The sequence below is a fragment of the Streptomyces tardus genome, assembly GCF_018101125.2.
Classification (GTDB): domain Bacteria; phylum Actinomycetota; class Actinomycetes; order Streptomycetales; family Streptomycetaceae; genus Streptomyces; species Streptomyces tardus.
Genome location: NZ_JAELVF020000001.1, coordinates 2508498 through 2531761, shown reverse-complemented (window position 1 = coordinate 2531761; position 23264 = coordinate 2508498). Strand labels below are relative to the sequence as shown.

Below are 23264 nucleotides of genomic sequence, written 5' to 3'. Positions count from 1 at the left end.
ACGGGCCGCGCTCGGAGTAGCGCTCGGCGAACGCGGCCACCGCCCGGTGCGCCGTACCGCCGGGGTCGCTGCGGGCCAGCGCCAGCTCGGCGGCGGCAACGCAGGCCCGTACGGCGTCACGTGTGCGTTCGACGTCCGCCGCCGGCGGCGCGGTCTCGGCGGGTGAGTCGTGGGGCGTCATCGGCGGGCTCCCGTCAGCTGGTCCAGGCAGTCGTCGGCGGGGCATCGGCCGCGCTCGGAGTAGCGCTCGGCGAACGCGGCCACCGCCCGGTGCGCCGTACCGCCGGGGTCGCTGCGGGCCAGCGCCAGCTCGGCGGCGGCAACGCAGGCCCGTACGGCAGGGCCCAACTCGGGGTCGGCGGGGCCGAGTCGGGCGGCACGCAGCCACAGGTCGGACGAGTCGAGCCCCTCCAGTGCGCGGTGGGCGACGCGGGCCGCGTACGGATCGTCCAGCAGTGTGGCCGTGACCGCAGCCGCGGCGATCCAGCCGTCGCCGTACTGGGCGTCGATCATCCGCAGCTCCATCCAGCCGCGCGGCCGGACCGGCGGGAAGAGGGTGCCGAGGTGGTAGTCGAGGTCCGCGCGGGTGGGCGGCCTGATCCGGCCCCGCCCGCGCAGCCAGTCGCGGAAGGTGAGCCGCGGTGGCGCCGACCAGTCCGCGCCACCGCCGTCCTCCGGCCCGCCGCGCAGGCAGAGCAGGGAGGCGTCCAGCGCGTAACGGGTCCACTGCTCGCGCGGACAGGCGGAGGAGTGGGCGAGGTCCGGCCGCGGGGCGGGCGGACGGGTGGCGCCCGCGGGATCGGGGCTCGCCCCCGCAGCCGCCCGGCCGGCCGGGGAACGGTCGGCGGGGGCCTGCTCGGCGGAGGAACGGTCGATCGTGGAGCTGTGCGCGGGGCGGGTGCGGGGCGGGTCCATTCGCGCCCAGATGCTCTGCCGCGTGGATGCCCACCCGGTCGGACGGCCGCGCCACACCGGCGAGTTGGCGAAGGCGGCGACCAGGACGGGGCCGAGGCGGTGGGCGAGCAGCCAGCGCTGCCGGTAGCCGGCCGGCCCCTCGGTGTCGTCGCCCGCGTCGAGGCTGATCTGGAGGGCGGCGGTGGCCCGCATCATCACCCGCCCCCACGGGCCGCCGCGGTCGAAGTGCGCCTCCATGGCGCGGTAACGGGGGCTGTCCAGCACCCTCGGCGGGGTGCGGTACGGGTCGAGGCCCCGGCCGTGCAGCAGGGCTCCGCCACGAGCCAGGGCCGCGCGGAGCAGTTCGAGATCGGCGGCGGTGCGGTTCAGGCAGTCGCCCAGCGACTCACCGGGTGCGCTGCTCAGCTCCAGCTGCCCGCCCGGCTCCCTGGTGAGCCTGCTGCCGCCGGGGAGCCCGTCGGCGGCGTACAGAGGCGCCAGCACCGGAGTGATTCGCTCGGAGGGCACCACCGACGACGGGTTCGCACGGTCGCGCACCAGCCACTCCAGCTCGACCCCCACCCGGGTCGGCGGGCCGGTCTTGAAGCAGATTCCGTTGATGTACTGCTCGGCCTCGGGTTCGGACAGCACCGTGTCCGCACCGATGGGCCCTGCTGTTCCGGCTGTTCCTGACAACGCGGCGTCCATATCCGGCTCCTCGCAGAGGGGGGCGGTCAGGCGTGCGGCACGGTACGACGCACGGCGTTCGCGTCGATGTACGGCACAGAGATCTGCCTGCCCGTACCGCTCGGCAAGCGAAACGTCGGTTTCGCGACATACCGCCGCCGTACGCCTGCGTTCGCCTGCGTTCGCCTGCGTACCGCGGACGTCCGTATGCCGCCCACATCGGGCGTCCGTCGTTCACCGGGCCGCCCGGCGGGCGCCCGTCCACGGTAACCACGCCGCGGACGACCCGCGCGGCGACGGAACCGGCCGGACGGCGGCCCGGCGGCGGGTGCGGCGTACGTACGGGCGGGACGGAGAGTCAGGCGGGCAGGTTGCGGGCCGGGCGGAAGCCGACGTCCTCCAGCCGGAGCGTCGGGTGGCTGCGCCTGCGCACCGAGGCGCGGCAGCTCCAATGCTCGTCGAACCAGCCGCCGCCGCGCAGCACGCGGTAGGTGCCGTAGACCTCCGGGTCGTAAAGGTCCCAGCACCACTCCCAGACGTTGCCGAGCATGTCGTGGAGACCGAAGGCGTTGGGGCGCCGACCGCCGACCTCGTGCGGGCGCTCGCCGGAGTTGCCGCGGTACCAGGCGATCTCGTCGAGCTCGCCGTAGCGGGCGGCGTCCGTACCGGCACGGCAGGCGTGCTCCCACTCGGCCTCGGTGGGCAGCCGGTATCCGTCGGCGTCCGCGTCCCAGTCGGCCTGCTCGGCCTCCGGGTCCAACCGGTAGGCGGGGGTGAGACGTTGCTCCTCCGACAGGGCGTTGCAGCAGCGCACCGCGTCCCACCAGGAGACGCTCTCGACCGGCAGGCGACCGCCCGCGGAGGCGCTCGGACGCTCGCCGGTGAGCCGTGCGTAGTCGTCCTGGGTGAGCGGGTGGACCGCGAGCGCGTACGGGGCCAGGTCCACGCTCCAGGTGCGCTGCGTCCGCCGGTCGGCGAGCAAGACCCGGCCGGGCGGCACGGCGATCAGATCCAGCCGCCCGCCGGAGTCAACTCGCTTCTGTCGCAAGGGAGTTCCATCCGTCGAACTGTTGCAGGGCCCGTACAAGACACCTACTGGGCCGTCGGCCACCACCCCTATTCTGAGGCATCTCACGACTGGCGCCGTGACCGGGCGCACGACGAGGAAACAGGGGATCAGCGGTATGTCGATGGCTCGTACGAACCGGGGTGTGCAGGCGCTGGCAGCACACGATCCGAACACCGTCGGCCCGTACACCCTGCTCGGACGCATCGGCGCCGGCGGCATGGGACGCGTCTACCTCGCGCGCTCCGGCGAAGGGCGGTTGGCCGCGGTCAAGGTCGTCCACGAGGAGCACGCGGCCGTCGGGGAGTTCCGCGACCGCTTCCGTCGCGAGATCCGCGCGGCGCAGCAGGTCGGCGGCGAACACACCGCCGATGTGCTCGGTTCCGACGCCGACGCCGACCCGCCCTGGATCGCCACCACCTACGTTCCCGGGCCCTCGCTCGAAGCGGTCATCCGCGAACACGGCGCCCTGCCCACCGAATCCGTCCACGCGCCCTGGCCGAAGGCCTCCTCAAAGCCCTTCGCGGCATCCACGACGCCGGGATCATCCACCGCGACCTCAAGCCGTCCAACGTAATGCTGACCGTCGAGGGCCCGCGCGTCATCGACTTCGGCATCGCCCGCGCCGTCCAGCCCTCCGCCGAATCCATGCTCACCAGCACCGGCATGGTCATCGGCTCGCCGGGCTTCATGGCCCCCGAGCAGGTGCTCGGCGCATCCGTCGGGCCGCCCGCCGACGTCTTCGTCCTCGGCTGCGTCCTCGCCTACGCCAACACCGGCAACCTCCCCTTCGGCAGGGGCGCCACCAACCAGCACGCCGTCATGTACCGCATCGTCGAACAACCGCCGGATCTGGACGGCGTCGACGACGAGGCGTTGCGTGACCTGATCACCCGGTGCACCGCCAAGGACCCCGACCAACGCCCCACGGTCGCCGCCCTGTTGGCACAGTGCGCGGAACAGGAGTGGGGCGAGGACGGCCAGTTGTGGCTGCCGCCCGAATTGGTCGGCGAACTCGCGCAACGGGCAACGGAGTTGCTGGCGATCAACGCGCCGATCCGCACCCGGGACAAGCGCGCGGGCACCGCCCCGGCGCAGGCGGAAGCGAACCCGGAGGCGGTCCCGGACGACGGCCCGGACGACGGCCCGGAGGCGACGAACGGCTCGAAGGGCTCGGTCGACGGCGGTACGGGTGCCGGGCCCGGGGGCGGCGCCTCGACGGGGGCAGCCGCGGGCGCCACGGAGAACGGCGGGCGCGAGGGCGGAAGCGTCAACGCCGAGCCCGAGGACGAGCAGCCCGATGGGGTGACAGCCGGAGGCAGACCCGCCGGAAGCGGTGGCGAGGGCGACGGGGGCGAGGGGGGCGAGGAAGCCGGCGCAACGGACGAGCCGGACGACCGCCGAGGTTCCTCACGACGACGCGGGGCGCTGATCGCCACGGCCGTCGTCCTCGTTCTGGCCATCGGAGGCAGCACCGCGTACTTCGGTCACTTCCGGGACGGCGACACCGGACGGGACGGCCGGGCCGCACCCTCCGGTCCCTCGGACCCCTCCGACCCCGGAGAGAACGGCGACACCGAGGGTTCCGAGGACGACAAGGACAAGGGCAAGAGCGACAAGGACAAGGACAAGGACGACGACAAGGACGACGCGAAGGACAAGGACGCGAAGGACGGCAAGGACGGCAAGGACGGCGCCGACGGCAAGGGCGGCGACGGGGCTGACTCCGGCAACGGCGGTACGGGCGAAGGGAGTTCGGCCTCCGGCGGAGGAGGTGGATCCGGTGGCTCCGGTGGCTCCGGCAACGGTGGCGGCGCGGGCGGAGGGGCGGACAAGCCGCCGAACCCCGGCGGTGGAGTGCCGGGGAGCTTCGTCGGCACCTGGACGCGCTTCACGCACTTCGGCCCGTTCCCCCACATCATCGAGATCCGGTCCGCGTCCAAGGGCCAGCGCGCCGTGATCACGACCGACAACACGGGCCCCCGACGATGCGTACGGGCCGGAAACCTCACGCAGATGAGCGAGGGCGGCAAACGGCTGGTCGTCGGACCGCTCAAGGTGATCGAGAAGGGCGAGCAGGCGGCCACCAACTGCACGGACAGGGCGAGTGAGTCCTACATGCACGACGGCAGCCAGCTCACCCGCTGGACCAGCTTCCCCGACGGGCAGGCCTACAACCGCGGCTGACCGCCCCACGAACGCCGGACCGCAGACCGGCGGACGCCCCCGACCACCGCATCCGCCCGTGCACGGGCGGCGATCCCCGGCCCGGCGGCTGGTGTGAGAACGTGGCGGGGAGCCCCGCGACGGTGGCTTCCGGACGAGGGGCGCCGTACCCGGTGTGCGACAAGACGGCCCGTTGGAGGCTGTGATGTCGTGGCTCGTTCTGGTGGTCTCGGGTGTCCTGGAAGCCGTGTGGGCGACCGCCCTCGGCAGGTCGGAGGGGCTGAGCAGGCTCGGCCCCTCGGTCCTCTTCTTCACCGCGCTGACCGCGAGCATGGGCGGACTTGCGTACGCGATGCGCGAACTGCCGGTGGGCACCTCCTACGCGGTGTGGGTGGGTATCGGCGCGGTGCTGACGGTCGTCTACGCGATGACGACCGGCCAGGAGTCGATCTCCGCGGCGAAGGTGCTCTTCCTCACCCTGATCATCGGCGGTGTGGTCGGGCTGAAGGCCGTCCACTGACCCCTTGGCCGATCGGTCCGCGGCGGGCCGCGTGTCGTCCCGCCGCGGACCGCCAACTGCCCCTGTAAGTACGTCAGTTGAGGCGCCGACCGTAGATGTGGTCGACGGTCGCCGACATCAGTACGCGGCGCTCGGCGACCATCGCCGCCCGGTACTCCGCCCAGTCCGGGTGCTCGCCGGAGGCACGCCGGTAGTACTCGACGAGCGCGTCGACCTCGGAGCTGTCCAGGTCCTGCCCCGGGCCGGTGAGCGTGGTGACGCCCTCGGCGGTGGCCCACGACCCGCCGTCCGGAGCCGTGACCTCCAGGGTGACGCGGGGGTCGCGGCGCAGGTTCGCCGTCTTCGCCCGCCCGTCGGTCAGGGAGACGTACAGCGTGTTCGAGGCGGGGTCGTAGTACGGCATCACGGGCGACAGCTGCGGACGGCCGTCCGCCTTGATGGTGGCCAGAACGCCGAGTCGGCTCTCGGCGAGCAGTGTGCGGGGGTCGAACGCGGGGCTTCCCACGGATCGGCTCCTTCATCTCGGGTGCAGTGGTGCTCAGTTGGTGGTGCGGGGCGGCTGGTGCTGGGTGGTCGGTGCTGGGTGGTCGGTGCTGGGTTGGTCGGTGCTGGTGCCTGGTGCTGGGTCGGTGACGCGCGGGGCGGGGCCGGGCGCTGCCCCCTCGGAGGCCGAGTCCGGCAGGACCGCTACTCGGTTCAGCGCCCTCCCGTTGTACCTGTTCGTCCCCCGCGGGCCCACGATCGACGCAGACCCGTGCGGGCCGAGTTCTCCCCGCCGGACGGACGCGGACTCGGCCCGCCGGGCGGGCGCGACGAGGCGCGGTGGCCCCGTACGCCTGGCCCCGACTCCGTTGCGGCGGACGGCTGTTCGCGATCCGGAGTTCCCAAGACGATCGCCCGCAGCCTTCGTACACCCTCCGGGCGCACGAACTCCGGCCTGTACAGGCGTTGTTCACACGCCCGGCTACAGCCTCACGAGGGTCACCTCGGTCGCCTTCACCGAGGCCCAGACCAGCACGCCGTCGGCGAGTCCGAGGTCCGCGGCAGCGGCCGGGGTGACCTCGGCGACCAGTTCGACCGCGCCCGCGCCCGCGCCCGCGCCGCCGTCCCTGCCGTCCCCGCCGTCCCTGCCGGCGCCCGGCGCCTTGGGGCCGGGCGTCGGCTCCAGCGCGAGGAGGACCCTCAACCTGCTGCCCACGCCCGTGAGTTCGCGCACCCGGCCGCGCCAGACGTTGCGCGGGCTGCCGTCCGGACGGTCGCGGTGCAGCGCCACCGCCTCCGGAGCCACCACAGCGAGCGCACCGGCACCGGAACAGGGCAGCGGCTCCGCCGCGACGATCGTGAACTCACCTGCTTCTGCAGGTAGTTGGAGCCCGTCGGGGGTGGCGGTGCCCTGCCAGGCGTTCCGCCCCAGCATCCGCGCCACCCACGGCGAACGCGGGTGGCGGGTCACCTCCGACGGCGGGGCGTCCTGCACCGCCCGTCCCTCCTCCAGTACGAGTACGCGCCCGGCCAGCGTCACCGCCTCCACCGGATCATGGGTGACGATCAGGCACACACCGCCGAAGTCGGCGAGATGGGAGCGCAGCGTGTTCCGCACCCGGGCGCGGGTGGTCTGGTCGAGCGCGGCGAGCGGTTCGTCGAGCAGCAGCAGCCGCGGCCTGGACGCCAACGCCCGCGCCAGCGCGACCCGTCCGGCCTGCCCGCCGGAGAGGCCGGCGGGCCTGCGGTGTGCGAGGTGGCCGACGCCGAGCCGGTCGAGCCAGCACTGCGCCTCCGCACGGGCGGCGGCCCGGGAGTGGCCGTGCGCGCGCAGCCCGTACGCGGTGTTTGCCAGAGCGCTCAGATGCGGGAGGAGCGCGCCGTCCTGCGGTACCCACGCGACGTCGCGGCGGTGCGGCGGCAGATCGGTGACGTCCCGGTCGCCGAGTCTGAGGACGGCATGGGCGCGCGGGGTGAGACCGAGCAGGGCGCGCAGAAGGGTCGTCTTCCCCGCACCGTTGGGGCCGACGACGGCAAGGGTGGTACCGGGCTCCGCGGTCACCACGAAGCGGGTGTAGCCGGTCAACTCCGCACTCAGGTCCGAGAGTTGACGCACATCTGCGACGGGCGCCTCGATGCGCGGAGGATCGGCGGACGAGTCCGTCGCGGCCGGACGCGCCCCGCCGTCGGGCCCGTCCTCCGCCGAACCGCCCGGGCCTCCCCCTGCCGCACCGTCGTGCGGCCCGTCCCCCGCACCGTCGCGCGTGCCGTCCCCCGGGCCGCTCGCGGCGCCGCCCGTCCAGCGCCCGCGCAGGGCGACCAGGGTCGCCATCGCGATGGCGAGCAGCAGCAGCGAGACGCTCGTCGCCGCTTCCGGCGAATCCTGGAGCAGCAGGTACACCTGGAGCGGAAGGGTCTGCGTCTCACCCGGCAGATTGCCCGCGAAGGTGATCGTCGCGCCGAACTCACCGAGCGCCCGCGCCCAAGTCAGCGCCGCGCCGGCGGCCAGTCCGGGTGCGACCATCGGCAGCGTCACGGTGCAGAAGACCCGCAGGGGTGAGGCGCCGAGCGAGGCGGCGGTCTCCTCGTAGCTGGGGCGGAGGCCGGCGAGGGTGCCCTCCAGGCTGATCACCAGGAACGGCATCGCCACGAAGGTCGCCGCCAGCACCGCCCCCGCCGTGTGGAAGGGGAGCGTCACCCCGAACGTGTCCTCCAGCCACGGGCCCAGCAACCCTCGCCGCCCGAAGGCGAGCAGCAGCGCGACACCCCCGACGGTCGGCGGCAGCACCATGGGCAACAGCACCAGCGAACGCACCACCGCCTTGCCGGGGAAAGACACCCGGGCGAGCAGCCAGGCGAGCGGTGTGCCCAGCACCAGTGCGAGGGCCAGCGACCAGAGCGAGACCACGAGCGAGAGCCGCAGCGCCTCGGTCGCCGCCGGCGAGGTGAGGTGCCCCGGGAGCTCCCGCCAGGAGGTGCGTGCCAGGATCCCGGCGAGCGGCAGCAGCAGAAAGCCGACCGCCAGCAGCGCGGGCACCATCAGGACCACCGGCTGCGCCCCGCCTCCCGTACGACCCGCAGGCGTACGACCCGCAGGAGGCGCGCCTCCCGTACGGTCCGGGCGGGCGCGGCGCGGGCGCCAACGGGCCGTCGCGGCAAGGGAATCGGCGAGGCGACGGCCCGTCGTACGGGTGCCCGCGGGTCTGCTGCTCATCGTCTGCCCCTCGCTGCTGGTGCGGTACGCCGCCGGTCGGGGCCGGCCTCCCGGGAGTGGCGGCGCGGTGGTGGCGGCGCGGTGGGCGATGGGCGGTGAAAACACCCCCACCATCGATCGGTCGTCACGACAGTCACCGCCCGGCAGTCACGGCTTCTGGAACCCCGCATCGGTCAGGATCTTCCGTGCGTCGGCCGAAGCGAGCCATTTCACGAACGCGTCGGAAGCGTCCTTGTCCCGGGAGCCGTTCAGTGTGGCGGCGGGGTAGGAGGCCACGGCGTTCTGGCGGTCCGGGATCTCGACGGCCTCGGTGCGGTCGGTGGCGGTCGCGGCGTCGGTGGCGTAGACGATGCCGGCGTCGGCCTCGCCGAGCGCGACCTTGCTGAGCACCGCGCGTACGTTCGCCTCCTGCGAGACCGGTTCGACCTCGACGCCCTGCCGCTTCAGCACCTCGCGGGAGTAGCGGCCGACCGGCACCTCCGGGGCGGCGAGCACGACCTTCAGCTCGGTGTCGTCCAGGTCCGGCAGCCCGCCGACCTGCTCCGGATTGCCCTTGCCGACGGCGATGACCAGCCGGTTCGCGGCGATGACGGTGGGCTTGCCGGTCTCGCCGCCGAGATCGTCCATGGTCTTGGTGTCGGCGGTGACCAGTACGTCGGCCGGGGCGCCCTGGTTGACCTGCGCGGCCAGCTCCTGGGAGCCGGCGAAGGAGAACTTCAGCCGGGTGCCGGGGTTCTCCTTCTCGTAGCGCTTGCCCGCGGTCCGGAAGACGTCCTGGAGCGAGGCGGCAGCGAGCACGGTCAGTTCTACGTCCTTGCCCCCGTCACCGCCGTCACCCCCGTCACCGCCGTCACCGCCGCAGGCGGCGAGCGGGGCGATCAGCGCGGCGGCCAGCAGTGCGGCGACGCCGGTGCGTCGAAGGGAGGTACCGGTACGGATCATCTCGAGGTCTCCTCGGCGTTGGGGCCGCTCCGGGACGGCGACGCTGCTGCGGGACTGGTGACTCGGACGGCGAGCGGGCACGGCTGCGGCCCGACGACCGGACGGCGTACGGCAGTTCACCCGACGGCCCCGTACGGCTCGCTCCCGGGGGGCGCGTACGGCGGCGCACTCCCGGCGGGCGCGTACGGCGGCGCACTGCCGGCGGGCCGGGACAGCGGGCGCGAGAACGCCGGGGGCGGGAACGGTGTGGCGCTCAGGTGCGGTCGACGTGCACGCTGGTGGACTTCACCCGGGCGGTGGCCCGCATTCCGACCTCCAGGCCGAGCTCCTCCACGGCCTCCCGGGTGAGGAGCGAGACCAGGCGGTGCGGCCCTGCCTGGATCTCCACCTGTGCGGCGATGTCGCCGAGCTTGACGGCCGTGACGATGCCGGGGAAGGAGTTCCGCACAGAGGTGTGCGGCTCCTCACCCTCCTCGGTCTGCCCGGGGAGCTGCTGGGCCAGCTCCACGGAGAACGCCGCCAGGTCCCGTCCGTCGATCAGCCGCCGACCGGACTCGTCGCGGTGGGTGCGCATCCGCTCCGCGTCCGCCCAGCGCCGCGCGGTGTCGGGACTGACACCGAGCAACCGCGCCGCCTGGCCGATGGTGTAGTTCTGCATACGCCGCACGATAGAGCGATCGTCGACGCATCCACAATGCTTTTGGGGCTATCCACATGGCATCTGCGGATCGGTGGTACGAACGCACCACGCCCGCTCGCGAACCTCAGGGCAGGGTGAGGATGCGCGGTCCGTCCTCGGTGACGGCCACTGTGTGCTCGATGTGCGCGGCGCGGCTGCCGTCGGTGGTGCGCAGCGTCCAGCCGTCGAGGTCCTCGTAGTAGGAGTCCCGGCCGCCGGCCATCATCATCGGCTCGATGGCGATCGTCAGCCCGGGCCGCAGCGGGTAGCCGCGCCCGGGGCGTCCGCGACCGGGCACCGGCGGGTCCTCGTGCATCTGCCGACCGATGCCGTGGCCGCCGAAGTCGGCCGGCATACCGCAGCGGGCCTGCCTGGCGACGGTGTCGATGGCGTGCGAGATGTCCCCGATGCGGTTGCCGGGGACGGCGGCGGCGATGGCCGCGTCGAGGGCCCGCTGCGTGGTGTCGATGAGTTCCCGGTCACCGGGGCGCGGAGTGCCGACGATGCAACTGATCGCCGCGTCGCCGGTCCAACCGTCGAGCGTGGCGCCGCAGTCCAGACTCAGCAGATCGCCGTCGCACAGCCGGTAGTCGTCGGGGATGCCGTGCACCACCGCGTCGTTGACCGAGGCGCAGAGCACCGCGGGGAAGGGCGTGGCCGCGAAGGAGGGCCGGTACCCCAGGAAGGGCGAGGTGGCGCCGGCTGCCTCGATCACCGCTCGGGCGACCTCGTCCAACTCGCGCAGCGCGACCCCGACCGCCGCCGCCTCCCGAGCCGCGTCGAGCGCATGGGCCACCACCCGACCCGCCTCGCGCATCGCCTCCAGAGCGTCGGCGTTCTTCAACTCAACCATCGCGCACGTCTCCTGTTGCCCACCTTGAACCAATACTTATACCGGTATTAGTATCACGCGCATGGTACGAACCCCCTTGACTCCCTGGGAGCGCGCACGCGGTGAGCAGTTCGGCGCGCTGCTCCGCGAGGCGCGCGGCGAGCGCAGCATGGTGGAGGTCGCCGCCGCGGCCGGCGTCTCCGCCGAGACGCTGCGGAAGATCGAGACCGGACGCGCCCCCACCCCGGCCTTCTTCACCATCGCGGCCGTCGTACAGGTGCTCGGCCTGTCGCTGGACGAGTTGGCGGTGGCGAGCACGGAAGGGCTCGACGAGGAGGGCGACTCGGCACCGGTGAAGGTGTCCGCCGCCTGATTACCTCTGCCTGAACGCCCCTTCCGTGCGGGCGGGTTGACCGGCCGGCGGGTTGACCGGCCGACCGGGTCGACGGGCGACGGACCGGCCGGCGGGGGCGGCGCGCCGGTCACCGGGTCGCGGCGGGCCGGACGACTGCCGTGCACCCGCCCCGTGCGCGGAATGAGGGCGTCCGCCGGAGGTGGGGACGTGAGATGTCGGCCCGGTGAAGGTTCGGTTCGAGGCATCGGCCAGCCATCGGAGCCTGGGCAACCATGTACGGACGTACGGGAGTCGGCGCCGCGCTGCCGGTGCGAACGCCCGCTTCCGTCGGACAGGCACTCGTCCCCCCACCTCCTTGGAGGCGCCATGTCGCTGCTCTCCCGACTGAATCGCAAAGCCCGCATCTCCCTGGTCGCCGCCGTCGCCGGTGGCGTGGCCCTGACCGGTCTCACGGTCGCTCCGTCCTTCGCCTCGACGACCGCCCCACCGGCCGTCACCCAGAGCGCGGACGAGGTGTCGACGCAGGCCGCACCGGTCTCCCGCGCCGAGATGCTGCGCCGCGCGAAGGTCTGGCTCACGGCCAACAACGGCGCCCAGGTGCCCTACAGCCAGACCTCCGTCTGGAAGGACGGGTACCGCCAGGACTGCTCCGGCTACGTCTCGATGACGCTCGGCCTGTGGAAGTCGGGCCCGAACACGGTGGAGCTGGCGGGCAACCGCGACCTCACCACCCCGATCAAGCTCGCCAACCTCAAGCCCGGCGACCTGCTGATCGACGCCGACGGCTCCAACACCACCCGGCACGTCGTGATCTTCGAGGGGTGGACGGACTCCTCCCACAGCGCGTACACCGCCTTCGAGCAGCGCGGCGGCCACGGCACCGACCACCGCACGCTGAAGTACGGGCTCGACGCGGGCAGCGAGTACAAGCCCTACCGTCCGGTGAACCTCAGCGACTGACCGGGCCGGCTGAACCGGCCGACGACGCAACACCCGTGCCGGACCGGGCCTGCTGAACCGGCCGACGTCCCTGCCGGGGGGCGGCCGTTCGCGGCGCTTCGGCGGCACACACAGAAGGCGCGGTGCGCGACCGCTGTTCGTCGCACACCGCGCCTTCTCCTCCAGGCCCCTCAGCCCGGGCCGGGCCGGTGGACAGGCCACCGGCCACGGGTCCAGTACGCCGCCGGTGAACCCACCGCGCGCCTGCGCCGCACACGCGGTACGCGCGGGTGGGCCCACGGGCGCCGGTCGCTCAGACGGTCACCAGGTTCGGCCTGCGCACCAGGTAGCGGGCGTAGGCGTCGGTGGTGAAGAACGCCGGCAGCTGCTCGCCGAGGGCGGTGCGCTCGAAGATCGCCGCGGCCTCCGCGCCGAGCGAGCGCGGGTCCTCCTTGCCGAGGGCGAGCACCTCCTCGTGCAGGTGCTTGCGCACGGTCTCCTCGTTGACCAGTCCGTGCCGCAGCCACTGCCAGATCTGGCAGCGCGCGATCTCGGCGGTCGCCGCGTCCTCCATCAGCCCGTACAGCGCGACGGCGCCGCTGCCGCGCAACCAGGCGTCGAAGTACCGCAGCGCGACGGCGATGTTGGTGCGCACGCCCTCCTCGCTGGGCGGGCCGGCGTTGCGGTGGACGGCGACCAGTTCCTCGGCGGAGACGTGCACGTCGGAGCGCATCCGGTCCAGCTGGTTGGGACGGCTGCCGAGGACCTCGTCGAAGACCTTGCGGCAGACCGGGACCAGGCCGGGGTGGGCGACCCAGGAGCCGTCGAAGCCGTCCTCGGCCTCGCGCTCCTTGTCCAGCCTGACCTTGGCGAACGCGGCCTCGTTGGCGTCCGGGTCGTGGCTGGGCACCTGGGCGGCCATCCCGCCGATGGCGTGCGCGCCGCGCTTGTGGCAGGTTCGCACCAGCAGTTCGGTGTAGGCGCGCATCATCGGCGAGGTCATGGTGACCTTGGCGCGGTCGGGCAGCACGTACGCCGGGCGGTGCGCGAAGTTCTTGATGAGGCTGAAGAGGTAGTCCCAACGCCCGGCGTTCAGACCGGCGGCGTGCTCGCGCAGCTCGTAGAGGATCTCCTCCATCTCGAAGGCGGCGGTGATCGTCTCGATCAGCACGGTGGCACGGACGGTTCCCCGCGGGATGCCGAGCAGGTCCTGGGCGACGATGAACACGTCGTTCCACAGGCGGGCTTCGAGGTGGTTCTCCAGCTTCGGCAGGTAGAAGTACGGGCCACTGCCGCGGTCGATCTGGCGCTGGGCGCAGTGGTAGAAGTACAGCCCGAAGTCGACCAGCGAGGCGGAGACCGGACGGCCGTCGATGGTGAGGTGCTTCTCGCTCAGGTGCCAGCCGCGCGGGCGGACGACGATGGTCGCCGGGTTGCGCGACAGCTCGTACCGCTTGCCGTTGTCGGCGGTGAAGTCGATGCGCCGCTCGATGGCGTCCAGCAGGTTGAGCTGGCCGTCGACGACGTTCTGCCAGGTGGGCGAGGTGGCGTCCTCGAAGTCCGCGAGCCAGACACGGGCACCGGAGTTGAGCGCGTTGACCGTCATACGACGGGTCGGCGGCCCGGTGATCTCCACCCGGCGGTCCTCCAGACCCGGCGCGATCGGAGCGACCTTCCAGTCCGGGGCCTCACGGATCTCGGCGGTCTCCGGGCGGAAGCCGAGGGCTGCGCCGGCGGTCAACTCCTCGGCGCGGCGGCGGCGTTCGGCCAGCAGCTCGACGCGGCGCTGCGCGAAGGCGGCGTCCAGGCGGAAGATGAAGTCCAGGGCGCCGGGGGTGAGAATCTCGTCGAACCGGTCGCCCGGCTCACCGACCACGGCGATCTCTCGGGTCCGGTCCATCAGTGCGGTACTGGCCATGGGTGGTCACTCCTTTGGTTGCTCGTGGGCCACCCCCTCGCCGGGTGGTGGTCCGCGATCGCCGGTCTGGCTGGAACGTATGGCTCGCCCTCTTCGTTGGCGGCTTTCCAGTCCTCCGGGGGTTGCGGGGAGGGACTGCCTTCGGTGGGTCTCCGTGACGGTGGAGACCCGCCCGAACGGGTCGGTACTCGCCCTGAGTCGGCGGGTTCCGTTTCTCCCGGGGTGTCGGGAGCGGGGTCGTGCGGTGGTGCGGTGGTGCGGTCCTGCTGTGGTGCTGTGCGGTGTCGTGGCGGGCCGCGGGGGTGGACGCTCGCGGGGAGCGCCGACTCCCGCGGCCTGCCGGCGACTTCGGTGCCGCCGCGGCGGACGCGCGCGAATTGCGAAAGGCGCGGCGGCACCTGTCCGGGTTGTCGGCTGACCCCCGGAGGAAGGACGGAACCGGGGGTCAGCCGAGGAGCGCGAGGGGGCCCCGAGCGCGCGCCACACCACACAGCGCGCGCTGCCGGGCCCACCCCGCCGCCTGTGGTGAGGCGGAGCAGCAGCCGGTGAGGCTTAGTGGAACTGCTCTTCCTCGGTGGAGCCCTTGAGGGCCAGGGTCTCGCCCTGCGGGTTCAGCGCGGTGCTGATCCCGTCGAAGTAGCCGGTGCCGACCTCACGCTGGTGCTTGACGGCGGTGAAGCCGTCCTTCTGCGCGGCGAACTCGCGCTCCTGGAGGTCGACGTAGGCAGTCATGCCCTCGTCGGCGTAGCCGCGGGCCAGGTCGAACATGCCGTAGTTCAGCGAGTGGAAACCGGCCAGCGTGATGAACTGGAAGCGGTAGCCCATCGCACCCAGCTCGCGCTGGAACTTGGCGATCTGGTCGTCGTCCAGCGACGCCTTCCAGTTGAAGGAGGGCGAGCAGTTGTACGCGAGCATCTTGCCCGGGTACTTGGCGTGGATCGCCTCGGCGAACTCACGGGCCTGCTCCAGGTCCGGCGTACCGGTCTCGACCCAGATGAGGTCGGAGTACGGGGCGTAGGCCAGACCGCGGGCGATGACCGGGCCCATGCCGGGCTGGACGCGGTAGAAGCCCTCGGCGGTGCGCTCGCCGGTCACGAACTCCTGGTCGCGCTCGTCCACGTCGCTGGTCAGCAGGTTCGCGGCCAGGGCGTCGGTACGGGCGATGACCAGGGTCGGGACGTCCGCGATGTCGGCGGCCAGACGGGCCGCGTTCAGGGTGCGGATGTGCTGACCGGTCGGGACGAGCACCTTGCCACCGAGGTGGCCGCACTTCTTCTCCGAGGCGAGCTGGTCCTCGTAGTGGATGCCGGCCGCACCGGAGGCGATCATGGCCTTGGTGAGCTCGAAGGCGTTCAGCGGGCCACCGAAGCCGGCCTCGGCGTCGGCGACGATCGGGGCGAGCCAGTCGGTGGTGTCCGTGCCGCCCTCGGCGACCGCGATCTGGTCGGCGCGCAGCAGCGCGTTGTTGATCCGACGGACCACCTGGGGAACGGAGTTCACCGGGTAGAGGCTCTGGTCGGGGTAGGTGGCGCCGGCCTGGTTGGCGTCGGCGGCGACCTGCCAGCCGGAGAGGTAGATGGCCTGGAGGCCGGCCCGCACCTGCTGCACGGCCTGGCCACCGGTCAGGGCGCCCAGAGCGTGGACGTAGTCGCGCTCGTGCAGCTGACGCCACAGACGCTCGGCACCGCGGCGGGCCAGGGTGTGCTCCTCGCGGACGCTGCCGGAGAGCCGAAGGACCTCTTCGGCGCTGTAGCTGCGCTCGATGCCGTTCCAACGCTCCTCGGTCGCCCAGCGCTCTGCCAGCGCCTTGGCCGCTTCGCTCTGTCCTGCAGTCATGCCCGCTCCCATGATTGTTCGGCAACCGCCCCTGCGGGGGGACGGCCCCAGCGTCTTGCTGTGCTGCTGGTACTTCCTGGTACTGCTGGTACTTCCTGGTGCTTCGCGACCGACCGGAAGCCGTACTTCCGGTACACGATCAACCGGTGCAGTAGCACCGACCCTGAGGTCCGGGATTGCCGACGTCAGGGCGGGGTCGGTCCCCGCTAGTGCCGGGCCGGTGCGTGGTGCTCCGGTCGGCCGCAAGTACGAATGTGGCACTGAGTGCCAGCCCCTGTCGAGGATTTCCAGGGGGTAAATTTCTGTGAAGTATCCCGAGCCGTTTGCCAACTCTGCGAAGATTGAGCAAACAAGCTGGCCACAGCATCGAGAGGGTTTCGAACCTTCCTTGCAGATGCCCGATGATCGATCAAAGCAAGTCTCTGAGCTGCGGCGCAGCTCCACGAAGGGGAGGTGGGCGACCGATGGCGAAGACCTGGGCGGGCGCTCGACTGCGACGGCTCCGCGAAGAGCGCAAACTCAGCCAGGCTGCTCTGGCGAGGACGCTGGGCATCTCTCCCAGCTACCTGAACCAGATGGAACACGACACCAGACCGCTCACTGTTCCGGTACTGATGAGGCTCACAGAGGCATTCGGTGTCGACCCTGGATTCTTCTCCGAACGGGACACCACGCGGCTGGTCGCCGACCTCCGCGAGTCACTCGCCGACGAGGTCACCGGCGGCAGGGTCTCCCCCGCCGACCTCGCCGACCTCGCCTCCCGGCTGCCCGCCGCCGCCGAAGTGCTGCTCGACCTCACCCGCCGCAACCAGGCCCTGACCGAGCAGGTCGGCAGGCTCGCCGGCGACGACCGCGACGGCACCCTCGCCGGCGTCGACGCGGCCCGCACCCCGCACGAGGAGGTGCGCGAGTTCTTCTACCGCCGGCAGAACTACCTGCACGAACTCGACGTCGCAGCCGAGGAGTTGGCCACCCGCGTCGGCGTACGGCGCCGCGATGTGCGCAACGCGCTCTCCACCCATCTCGCCGACCGGCACGGCGTACGCGTGCTGCACGACGAGAACGAGCAGCTGCACCGCTACGACGCCGAGAGCCGCGTACTCCACCTCTCGCCGAGGCTCAAGCCCGGCCAGCAGAAGTTCCGTATGGCCACCCAGCTCGGACTCCTGGAGTTCGGCGAGGAGTTCAGCCGCCACGCCTCCGAGGACGCCGAGGAGGGCAGCCCGGGCTGGTCCCTCATCCGCATCGGAGTCGCCAACTACTTCGCGGCGGCGGTGGTGCTGCCCTACGGCGCGTTCCACCGGGCGGCGGAGGAAATGCGGTACGACATCGAGCAGTTGAGCGACTACTTCGCCATCGGCTACGAGACGGTGTGCCACCGGCTCAGCACCCTCCAGCGCCCGCGCGCCCGCGGTGTCCCGTTCTCCTTCATCCGCGTCGACCGCGCCGGCAACATGTCCAAGCGGCAGAGCGCCACCGGCTTCCACTTCTCGCGCACCGGCGGCACCTGCCCGCTGTGGAACGTCTACGAGGCGTTCGCCGCGCCCGACCGGGTCAACGTCCAGGTGGCCGAAATGCCGGACGGACAGCGCTACTTGTGGACCGCCCGCACCGTCACCCGGTACCGCGGCGGCTGGGGCGAGCCGGGCAAGACCTTCGCCATCGGCCTCGGCTGCGAACTGCGCCACGCCCATCGGCTGATCTACAGCAAGGGCCTGGACCTCGAGGATCGGGACGCGGCCATGCCGATCGGCATGGGCTGCACCGTCTGCGAACGCCTCGGCTGCCCCCAGCGAGCCGTCCCACCGCTCGGCCGCCGACTGGAGATCGACGAACACCGCACCACCTTCATCCCGTACCCGGTGGCACGCTGAAAGCAGACCCGGCGGCGGGAATTCCGGTACGTCGCGGACAAGGACCGGACGACCGGTTCTGCTTCCGGAAAACGGACCCACCTGCCGGAAAGCATGATCGCCAGAAAACCCGCCCCACCCGGAATGCATGATCGCCAGAAAGCATGATCGCCCGAGAACCGATCGACGGGAAGGCATGATCAGCACCGTCCGCCCGAGCGAAATGCCGATCACCGGGCACCTCCGTGCCCGGCCCGGACCCGGGACACATTCCACGGTTCGGGAAAGTCTCGACACCACCTGTGTCCACCCTTCGAAGCTCCGCCGAAACCTTGACCTGTCGTGTTTCCGAAGGCGGTGGAGTGATCTCCGATAAACCCCGGACGAGATTGGCACAGGAGTCGTACCATCGAATCAACGGGCGTACGGGGCAGGGGGGTTGACGATGTCGGAAGAGCTTGTCGTGGCAGGTGCCACCGCGGCGATGAACGCGATCGCAGGTGTGGTGGGCCAGATGTCCTGGCCGGAGATATCCGGTCGAATTCGCGCGGTGCTCACCCGCAGGGGCCGGACCGCCCCGGCCGAGCTGGACGAGTTGCTGGACGACGAGCGGCCGGACGCCCCCGACGCGCGGGTGCTGGAGCCGCTGCTGCGCGGCCTGTCCGCCGAAGACCTGGCAGCCGTCCGGCAGGACCTGGTGCGCGCACAGACCCAGGTCAACAACTACGGGGACAAGAACGCGGTGAACACCGGCCCCGGCACCCAGAACGTCACCTTCAGCTGATGCCCGACAACTTCGGGGACTACAGCGCGACCAACACAGGGCCGGGCCGCCAGACAAACAACTACAACCAGGTCCAGCCCTGGATTCAGGGCGCGGCCCTGCTCCTCGTGCTCGCGGGGCTGGTCCTCGGTGTCGTACTGCTGCCACGCGGTTCGGCTTCCCAACGCGCCTGGTACGTCGCCATCCTGGCCGGATGCGCGGTGCTGAGCGCGATGTGCCTGTGGATGCTCCTGGGGCGCGGCACCAAGACCCTCAGGTCGGTCGGCGCACAGTCCCTCGGTGTGGTCGCCGCCATGACGCTGTCGGCGCTGAGCTATCAGCAGCTGTCCTCGCACGGGGACGTGGACGCCTCGGTGCGGATCGACGGCAAGCCCCCGCTGACCGGCAGGGACGTCGCGACGGTGACCGTCATCGCACCCGAGACCCGGTCTCACCTGCGGTTGCGCGCCGAACTGACCGACCACCACCCCGCCGGTACGTGCGCGACGGAGTCCACGGTCGACGTGGCGCTGATGGTCGGTGGCACGGAACAGAAGGGCCGGTCGCTCACCCTCGGGAACGCGCAGGCCGGCGTCTTCGACCTGCGCGAGGTCACCGGCCAGGAGTTCCGACTGAGGGCGGTGGTCGAGGCGAAGAAGGGCTGCGAGTTGAGACTCGGATTCACGGAGACGGTGCTGCACGACCGGAGCGGGTGGTTGCTGTGAGGCCCGGAAGACCTCGGCTGCCCCTCGCGGGCTGCCTGCTGCTCGCCCTGGGCTCCGTGTCCGCCTGCGGGACGCCCGGGGGCGGGAACAAGGAGGCCAGGGAGGCCGGCGTCTTCGTCGGGGTGAAGACGGACCAGCCGGGCACGGGCTACGGCAAGGGAGGCTACGCGCCGTACGAGGGCTTCGACATCCGGATCAGCCGGATGGCCACCGAAGCGCTGGGCCGAAAGCCCGACTTCAAGCCGGTCAAGTCGGAGGACCGGGTGGAGGAGCTGAAGGGGGAGCGCTCCATCAGACTCGTCGTCGCGACGTACTCCATCAACAACGAGCGCCTCGCGGACCACGACTTCGTCGGCCCGTACGCGAACACGTACCAGGGATTTCTGGTGCGCAAGGACGAATCGGAGATCAAGAACCTCGACGATCTGAAGGGCGAGAAAGTCTGCACCTGGAGCGGCAGCACTTCGACCGCCGCGATCGTCCAGGAGGAGACGAAGATGGTCAGAGTTCCGGGAAGCACGGCGACGGAGTGCCTCACGGAATTGCAGGAGGGCCGGGTCCGCGCCGTCTCCACCGACCAGTTGATCCTCTACGGATTCAGCGAGGCGTACAAAGATCTGGAAGTCGTACCCGATGTGACCATCCGCGACGAGCAGCGCTACGGCATCGGACTGCCGAAGGGCTACCGCGACGAATGCAGGAAGATCAAGGAAAGGCTCAAGGAGTACGTCACTTCCGGCGACTGGGCCCGTGACTTCAAGGAGGAACTACCGGCGGTCGCGCGGGCGGAACCGAGGGACTGGGAGAGCAACCACATTCCGACCGAGTCCCAGATCGAGAGCTTCTCCTGCAAGGACAAGATCAGCTGACGGCCCGGGCCGCACAGCGATCGGGCTGACGGCCCGGTCCGCGCAGGCCGGGCGCCGGGCGGCCCGACCCCGGTTCGTAGGCGCGCGGCGGGGCGGCGCCCGGCCCACCGGTGCCGCCCCGCGTTCGCCTCACGCCCCGGTGCGGACGCCGCCCTCCGCGCCGGGCGCGCCGGGTGCGTCGCCCGCCGGGACGTCCGGGTCCGGGCGGCCGGGCCACCAGGCGCGCGGGCCCAGCTCCCGTACCAGCGCGGGCACCAGCAGCGACCGTACGACCAGGGTGTCCAGCAGCACGCCGAAGGCGACGATGAACGCGATCTGCACCAGGAACGCCAGCGGGATCACCCCGAGCGCCGCGAACGTCGCCGCCAGCACCACACCCGCGGAGGTGATCACGCCGCCGGTCGCGGTCAGCCCGCGCAGGACGCCGAGCCGGGTGCCGTGGCGCAGCGTCTCCTCCCGGACGCGGGTCATCAGGAAGATGTTGTAGTCCACGCCGAGCGCGACCAGGAAGACGAACCCGTAGAGCGGCACCGAGGCGTCGGTCCCGGAGAAGCCCAGCAGGTTGTCGAAGACCAGCGCGGCGACACCGATGGTGGCGAGGAAGTTCAGCGCCACCGTGGCGACCAGCAGCAGCGGCATCAGCAGCGAGCGGAGCAGCCCGATCAGGATGAGCAGGATGATCAGCAGCACCACCGGGGCGATCAGCGCGCGGTCGTCGGCGGCGGTCTGCTGGGTGTCGTACTGCTGCGCGGTGTACCCGCCGACCAGGGCGTTCGCCTCGGGGGCCTGCTCGTCGAAGGTGTCGCGGAGCCGTTGCACGGTCTCGCGGGCGGCGTCGCTGTCGGCGGCGTCCGCGAGGGTGGCGTCGATCCGCACCCGGTCCGCACCTTGCGGCCCGCGGTCGCCCGCCGGGCGTACGGAGGCGACGCCCTCGACGCCGTCGGCAGCCCGTACCGCGTTCTCCGCGTGGTCGGCGTCGGCGATGATCACCGCCGGATTGCCGGCGCCGCCGGGGAAGTGCTCGCTCAGTCGTTCCTGCGCGGTGACCGACTTCGCCTCTCCGACGAAGAGCTCCTTCAGCGGTACGCCCTGGGAGTTGAGCATGGGCGAGAACGCGGCGGCGGCCACCAGGCCGGCGAGCGAGAGCACCCACACCCTGCGCGGCGAGCGGTCGACCAGCGCCGCCACTCGTCCCCACAGCCGCCCGCTGCCACCGCGCGCCGCATGGGCGCCACCGCTCGCCACACCCGCGTCCGCGTCTGCGTCTGAGCCCGCACCCGCGTCCGCGGCGGGAGCGGCGGACGTGTACGGCTCCCCGGCGGGGCGGGGGCGGGCGGGCCAGTACGCGGCCCGGCCGAGCAGTACGAGCGCGGCGGGCAGGAAGGTCAGCACGCTCAGCACCGAGCAGACGATGCCGATCGCCCCGACCGGCCCGAGCGCGCGGTTGTTGGTGAGGTCGCTGAGCAGCAGCGCCAGCAGGCCCAGCGCGACGGTCGCGGCCGAGGCGGTGATCGCGCCCGCCGAGCGGCGCAGCGCCGCGCGCATCGCCCCGAACCGGTCCGTCCCCGGCGCCGCCAACTCCTCCCGGAAACGGGCGGTCAGCAGCAGCGCGTAGTCCGTCGCCGCACCGATGACCAGGATGAACAGGATGCCCTGCACCTGGCCGTCCACCCGCAGCACGTCCCGGTCGGCCAGCAGATAGACCACCGCACAGGCCAGCGCCAGCGCGAAGACCGACCCCATGATCACCACGAACGGGAGCAGCACGCTGCGGTAGACGAGCAGCAGGATCAGCAGCACCACGCCGAGCGCGACCGACAGCAGCAGTCCGTCGATCCCGGCGAAGGCGTCCGAGAGGTCCGCGGCTGTCGCGGCCGGGCCGGCCACGTACACCTCGGTCCCGGGCACCTTGTGCGCCGCTTCCGCGATCAGCTCCACCGGCTCCGGCTGCGTCTCCTCCTCGCTCTCCGGGAGGTCGGCGCGCACCTGCACCACGGCCTGGAGGGCGGAGCCGTCCTCGGACACCACCGGCGGCGAGGCGGGTCCGGCACTCCACCGCGCGTCGCCGAGGCCGCTCAACGCCCTTGCCGCGGCAGCGCGTTGGGCGTCGGTGATCTCGCCGTCGTCGTCCGCGACCCAGACCACGATCGCCGGTGCGGCGTCGTCACTGCCCGGTTGCCGCAGCTCGCGCTGTTCCTGGAGGACCCTGGTGGACTCGGCGCTCTGCGGCAGGAAGTTCGACTGGTCGTTGGTGGAGACCTCGCCGAGCTTCCCGGCGAACGGGCCGAGCCCGCCGCCCACCGCGAGCCAGACGACCAGCAGGACGCAGGGGAGAAGCCACCTGAGGCGGCGGGTGGTGCGGGACGGCATGTGCTCCCCAGACGTCGGCCGGTCACTGCGTGAACCGGTCACTCAAGAATTGAACATCTCAATCATTGAGTTTATATATCGTGGAGCCGTGCCGGAACAACACGAAGAGCCCGAGGACCCCTGGAAAGGTGACGGCGGCCCCGCCCCCGACCTCCAGACGTACGCCGTCCTGCTGCGCCGGATGAACGCCGAGTTCAACCGTCTCGCCCAGCACTTCGCCCACGAACACGGCCTCCACCTCACCGATGTGCAGGCGCTGATCGAGATCCTCGACGCCGACCCCGGCACCGCCGTCACCCCCGGCCGCCTGCGCGAACGCCTCCAACTGACCTCCGGTGCCGTCACCGCCTGCCTGGACCGGCTGGAGAAGGCGGGCCACGTCCAGCGCGTCCGCGACGCCCGCGACCGGCGCGTCGTCCACATCCACTACGCGGGCCGGGGGCGCGAACTGGCCCGCTCCTCCTTCCGCCCGCTCGCCCGCAGCACCGAAGCCGCCATGCGCCGGCTCAGCGACGACGAACTGCGCACCGTCGCCCGCTTCCTGACCCTGATGGGCGACGAGCTCGACGCCCAGTCCCGCTGACGGCGAGCAGCAGACAGGCGGTTGGGGGCGGGCGCAGCAGCGGCCCCGAAAGGCAGATGCGCGTCGGCCTC

General features: G+C 71.9%; 20 protein-coding genes and 1 riboswitch. Of the genes, 10 read left to right on the top strand and 10 right to left on the bottom strand.

Annotation, left to right across the window (positions count from 1 at the left end; genetic code table 11):
• Positions 1-177: 177 nt before the first annotated feature.
• The gene (locus JGS22_RS10805) at positions 178-1602 is read right to left on the bottom strand and encodes a glutamate-cysteine ligase family protein (RefSeq protein ID WP_216814937.1); all 1425 of its coding nucleotides are present in this window, start codon (positions 1600-1602) and stop codon (positions 178-180) included.
• Positions 1603-1939: 337 nt separating this feature from the next.
• Positions 1940-2629: a formylglycine-generating enzyme family protein gene (locus JGS22_RS10800; protein ID WP_236073114.1), complete on the bottom strand. Its 690-nt coding sequence runs from the start codon at positions 2627-2629 to the stop codon at positions 1940-1942.
• A 142-nt stretch (positions 2630-2771) separates the two neighbouring features.
• On the opposite strand from JGS22_RS10800, the gene JGS22_RS26815 reads away from it, so the two are divergent.
• The 3 genes from JGS22_RS26815 (at position 2772) to JGS22_RS10790 (ending at position 5333) form a co-directional block, all read left to right on the top strand.
• Positions 2772-3224 carry a protein kinase domain-containing protein gene (locus tag JGS22_RS26815; protein ID WP_372454303.1) on the top strand — a complete coding sequence of 151 codons (453 nt, stop codon included), beginning with the start codon at positions 2772-2774 and terminating at the stop codon, positions 3222-3224.
• Entirely contained in the window at positions 3128-4834 is a 1707-nt protein-coding gene (locus tag JGS22_RS10795; RefSeq protein WP_372454302.1) for a protein kinase domain-containing protein, read from the top strand. The genes JGS22_RS26815 and JGS22_RS10795 overlap by 97 nt, the downstream gene beginning before the upstream one ends.
• Positions 4835-4940: 106 nt before the next feature.
• Positions 4941-5008: riboswitch (guanidine-III (ykkC-III) riboswitch) on the top strand.
• Between the two features lie 10 nt (positions 5009-5018).
• On the top strand, positions 5019-5333 hold the full coding sequence (locus JGS22_RS10790; RefSeq protein ID WP_211041430.1) for a DMT family transporter: 315 nt from the start codon (positions 5019-5021) through the stop codon (positions 5331-5333).
• Between the two features lie 73 nt (positions 5334-5406).
• On the opposite strand, the gene JGS22_RS10785 is transcribed toward JGS22_RS10790, so the two are convergent.
• The 5 genes from JGS22_RS10785 to map all read right to left on the bottom strand — a co-directional run bounded on the left by JGS22_RS10785 (position 5407) and on the right by map (position 11003).
• Positions 5407-5838: a PPOX class F420-dependent oxidoreductase gene (locus JGS22_RS10785; protein ID WP_211041429.1), complete on the bottom strand. Its 432-nt coding sequence runs from the start codon at positions 5836-5838 to the stop codon at positions 5407-5409.
• 459 nt (positions 5839-6297) lie between these two features.
• Positions 6298-8355 (bottom strand): ABC transporter permease, encoded by a 2058-nt coding sequence (locus JGS22_RS10780; RefSeq protein ID WP_236073735.1) that lies wholly within the window; start codon positions 8353-8355, stop codon positions 6298-6300.
• A gap of 321 nt (positions 8356-8676) precedes the next feature.
• Positions 8677-9471 (bottom strand): molybdate ABC transporter substrate-binding protein, encoded by a 795-nt coding sequence (modA, locus tag JGS22_RS10775; RefSeq protein WP_211041427.1) that lies wholly within the window; start codon positions 9469-9471, stop codon positions 8677-8679.
• Positions 9472-9724: 253 nt separating this feature from the next.
• A complete protein-coding gene (locus tag JGS22_RS10770; RefSeq protein WP_211041426.1) occupies positions 9725-10129 on the bottom strand; it encodes a TOBE domain-containing protein in 405 nt (134 codons plus the stop codon).
• Positions 10130-10235: 106 nt separating this feature from the next.
• The gene (gene map, locus JGS22_RS10765; protein WP_211041425.1) at positions 10236-11003 is read right to left on the bottom strand and encodes a type I methionyl aminopeptidase; all 768 of its coding nucleotides are present in this window, start codon (positions 11001-11003) and stop codon (positions 10236-10238) included.
• Between the two features lie 61 nt (positions 11004-11064).
• Here map and JGS22_RS10760 point away from each other — a divergent pair, with 61 nt between their 5' ends.
• Together JGS22_RS10760 and JGS22_RS10755 are read left to right on the top strand one after the other, a co-directional pair.
• On the top strand, positions 11065-11355 hold the full coding sequence (locus JGS22_RS10760; RefSeq protein WP_211041424.1) for a helix-turn-helix domain-containing protein: 291 nt from the start codon (positions 11065-11067) through the stop codon (positions 11353-11355).
• A gap of 348 nt (positions 11356-11703) precedes the next feature.
• Positions 11704-12297 carry an NlpC/P60 family protein gene (locus JGS22_RS10755; protein ID WP_211041423.1) on the top strand — a complete coding sequence of 198 codons (594 nt, stop codon included), beginning with the start codon at positions 11704-11706 and terminating at the stop codon, positions 12295-12297.
• A 292-nt stretch (positions 12298-12589) separates the two neighbouring features.
• Here JGS22_RS10755 and aceB read toward each other — a convergent pair whose 3' ends face one another.
• Positions 12590-14194 (bottom strand): malate synthase A, encoded by a 1605-nt coding sequence (gene aceB / locus JGS22_RS10750; protein WP_211041422.1) that lies wholly within the window; start codon positions 14192-14194, stop codon positions 12590-12592.
• A 552-nt stretch (positions 14195-14746) separates the two neighbouring features.
• Positions 14747-16030, bottom strand: coding sequence for an isocitrate lyase (gene aceA / locus JGS22_RS10745; RefSeq protein ID WP_211041421.1), 1284 nt, complete (start codon positions 16028-16030; stop codon positions 14747-14749).
• A gap of 464 nt (positions 16031-16494) precedes the next feature.
• On the opposite strand from aceA, the gene JGS22_RS10740 reads away from it, so the two are divergent.
• From JGS22_RS10740 to JGS22_RS10725, 4 genes are all read left to right on the top strand, one after another.
• On the top strand, positions 16495-17904 hold the full coding sequence (locus JGS22_RS10740; RefSeq protein ID WP_211041420.1) for a short-chain fatty acyl-CoA regulator family protein: 1410 nt from the start codon (positions 16495-16497) through the stop codon (positions 17902-17904).
• Positions 17905-18328: 424 nt separating this feature from the next.
• Positions 18329-18667 (top strand): hypothetical protein, encoded by a 339-nt coding sequence (locus JGS22_RS10735; RefSeq protein WP_211041419.1) that lies wholly within the window; start codon positions 18329-18331, stop codon positions 18665-18667.
• Positions 18667-19371 (top strand): hypothetical protein, encoded by a 705-nt coding sequence (locus JGS22_RS10730; RefSeq protein ID WP_211041418.1) that lies wholly within the window; start codon positions 18667-18669, stop codon positions 19369-19371. Before JGS22_RS10735 ends, JGS22_RS10730 begins: the two co-directional genes overlap by 1 nt.
• Positions 19368-20240, top strand: coding sequence for a transporter substrate-binding domain-containing protein (locus tag JGS22_RS10725; RefSeq protein WP_211041417.1), 873 nt, complete (start codon positions 19368-19370; stop codon positions 20238-20240). The genes JGS22_RS10730 and JGS22_RS10725 overlap by 4 nt, the downstream gene beginning before the upstream one ends.
• A 129-nt stretch (positions 20241-20369) precedes the next feature.
• Here JGS22_RS10725 and JGS22_RS10720 read toward each other — a convergent pair whose 3' ends face one another.
• Positions 20370-22610, bottom strand: coding sequence for an MMPL family transporter (locus JGS22_RS10720; protein WP_211041416.1), 2241 nt, complete (start codon positions 22608-22610; stop codon positions 20370-20372).
• 88 nt (positions 22611-22698) lie between these two features.
• Between JGS22_RS10720 and JGS22_RS10715 the strand changes: the two genes are divergently transcribed.
• Positions 22699-23193, top strand: coding sequence for a MarR family winged helix-turn-helix transcriptional regulator (locus JGS22_RS10715; protein ID WP_308405609.1), 495 nt, complete (start codon positions 22699-22701; stop codon positions 23191-23193).
• Positions 23194-23264 lie beyond the last annotated feature (71 nt).

Coding starts and splice junctions, on each gene's coding strand:
- JGS22_RS10790 (WP_211041430.1), top strand. CDS start 5,019: ATGTCGTGGCTCGTTCTGGTGGTCTCGGGTGTCCTGGAAGCCGTGTGG.
- JGS22_RS10740 (WP_211041420.1), top strand. CDS start 16,495: ATGGCGAAGACCTGGGCGGGCGCTCGACTGCGACGGCTCCGCGAAGAG.
- modA (WP_211041427.1), bottom strand. CDS start 9,471: ATGATCCGTACCGGTACCTCCCTTCGACGCACCGGCGTCGCCGCACTG.
- JGS22_RS10755 (WP_211041423.1), top strand. CDS start 11,704: ATGTCGCTGCTCTCCCGACTGAATCGCAAAGCCCGCATCTCCCTGGTC.
- JGS22_RS10730 (WP_211041418.1), top strand. CDS start 18,667: ATGCCCGACAACTTCGGGGACTACAGCGCGACCAACACAGGGCCGGGC.
- JGS22_RS10735 (WP_211041419.1), top strand. CDS start 18,329: ATGTCGGAAGAGCTTGTCGTGGCAGGTGCCACCGCGGCGATGAACGCG.
- JGS22_RS10770 (WP_211041426.1), bottom strand. CDS start 10,129: ATGCAGAACTACACCATCGGCCAGGCGGCGCGGTTGCTCGGTGTCAGT.
- JGS22_RS26815 (WP_372454303.1), top strand. CDS start 2,772: ATGGCTCGTACGAACCGGGGTGTGCAGGCGCTGGCAGCACACGATCCG.
- JGS22_RS10805 (WP_216814937.1), bottom strand. CDS start 1,602: ATGGACGCCGCGTTGTCAGGAACAGCCGGAACAGCAGGGCCCATCGGT.
- JGS22_RS10760 (WP_211041424.1), top strand. CDS start 11,065: ATGGTACGAACCCCCTTGACTCCCTGGGAGCGCGCACGCGGTGAGCAG.
- aceA (WP_211041421.1), bottom strand. CDS start 16,030: ATGACTGCAGGACAGAGCGAAGCGGCCAAGGCGCTGGCAGAGCGCTGG.
- aceB (WP_211041422.1), bottom strand. CDS start 14,194: ATGGCCAGTACCGCACTGATGGACCGGACCCGAGAGATCGCCGTGGTC.
- JGS22_RS10780 (WP_236073735.1), bottom strand. CDS start 8,355: ATGGTGCCCGCGCTGCTGGCGGTCGGCTTTCTGCTGCTGCCGCTCGCC.
- JGS22_RS10720 (WP_211041416.1), bottom strand. CDS start 22,610: ATGCCGTCCCGCACCACCCGCCGCCTCAGGTGGCTTCTCCCCTGCGTC.
- map (WP_211041425.1), bottom strand. CDS start 11,003: ATGGTTGAGTTGAAGAACGCCGACGCTCTGGAGGCGATGCGCGAGGCG.